At 55.0% G+C, this 1385-nt stretch carries 1 protein-coding gene; it reads left to right on the forward strand.

Annotated elements, in window-relative coordinates:
• Positions 1–103: 103 nt before the first annotated feature.
• The gene (locus tag BN1127_RS04615) at positions 104–1372 is read left to right on the forward strand and encodes an IS4-like element ISApu1 family transposase (protein WP_011191342.1); all 1269 of its coding nucleotides are present in this window, start codon (positions 104–106) and stop codon (positions 1370–1372) included.
• Positions 1373–1385: the final 13 nt, after the last annotated feature.

Raw genomic sequence — 1385 nt, forward strand, 5'->3', positions numbered from 1 at the left:
TCATGTACAGGATCTTTAGCGGCAACCAATTGAAATAGATATAAAAAAGGCTTCGTTTGTGATCTGATTTTATCGCCAAACAAAATCAACACGCGCGAAGCCTATGACTATTATCAACGCTAATTACTATCTGGAGCAACTCTTGGCTCCCGCCGCACTCGAGCGCATTGCTCGGCTCTGCAAGTTTTGTCTGCGTCAGCGTGCCATTACCCCAGCCATGCTCGTACCTGCACTGCTGCGGGCCATGGGAGGCGACCAGGTCAATGACATTGCCGGTTTACACCGCCATTTCAATGCCTTGCAACTGGTAAACACCCATCAGGTTTCTTACAAACCGTTTCACAATCAGCTGCGCAAAGAGAGCTTTGCCCTGTTTATGAAAGCCCTGGTCGAGCGGGCCATCGCCTTGCGTATCGACCATCAACTCAAAGCAGCCTCCCTCGGCGCGTTCAAGCAGGTGTTACTGCACGATGGCACCTCCTTTGCGGTGCATCGGCGCCTTGCTGCTGATTTTCCCGGCCGGTTCAAGACCATCAGTCCGGCAGCTATCGAGTGCCATATGACCATGTCACTGTCGGAGCAGAGCCCGTTGTGCATGAGTGTGTCTGCCGATACCGCAGGGGAACGGCAATTTCTGCCTGAAGCCCACACGCTGACCAACTGCCTGCTGCTGGCTGACGCAGGTTACATTGACAGGGCTTGGTTTGAGCAGGTGAACGACGCTGGCGGATTTTATCTGGTGCGCGGCACGAAAAGCCTGAACCCCAAGATAATCCAAGCCTGGCGCGGTGATGGACGGGAAGTACCCAAGCTGGCGGGACTATCTCTGAGAGAGGCCGGACGGCGACGCTGTCGGGCCGAGGTACTGGATATGGTGGTGAAGTCCGGCCAGGTCGAGTACCGGTTGATCCGGCGCTGGTTTGCTGAGGAAAAGCGGTTCTGTCTGTGGATGACGAACCTACCGCGAGCAGCATGGTCAGCAGAGCAGGTGATGAGCCTGTATCGCTGCCGTTGGCAGGTGGAGTTGTTATTTAAAGAGTGGAAATCGCACAACCGGCTCAAGGGGTTTGTGACGGGCGAGAAAGCGATTGCCGAGGGGTTGGTGTGGACGAGCCTGCTGTCGCTGGTGATGAAGAGACGGGTCGCGCAGAGTGTGATGAGTGGGGCGCTATCGATGCTGAAAGCGTCGAAGAACAGTGCGACGTGGTGGCTACCGCTATTGGAAGCAGTGGCCCATAGGGCGCTGACAGAAATAAGGGAAAGATTGGAATGGGCTGCCGATTATTTGGCCAAGAACGCCTGCCGAACCAAGCAGAGAAAGTCGATACAGAACAGGACCTTGGAAGGCGTTTTAAATGGACTCGCCGCTTAAGGTCCTGTACATG

The sequence above is a fragment of the Aeromonas media genome (assembly GCF_000819985.1).
GTDB classification, from domain to species: domain Bacteria; phylum Pseudomonadota; class Gammaproteobacteria; order Enterobacterales; family Aeromonadaceae; genus Aeromonas; species Aeromonas media.

What these genes read in the sequence shown, in the direction of transcription:
- BN1127_RS04615 (WP_011191342.1), top strand. Translation starts at nt 104, where the DNA reads ATGACTATTATCAACGCTAATTACTATCTGGAGCAACTCTTGGCTCCC.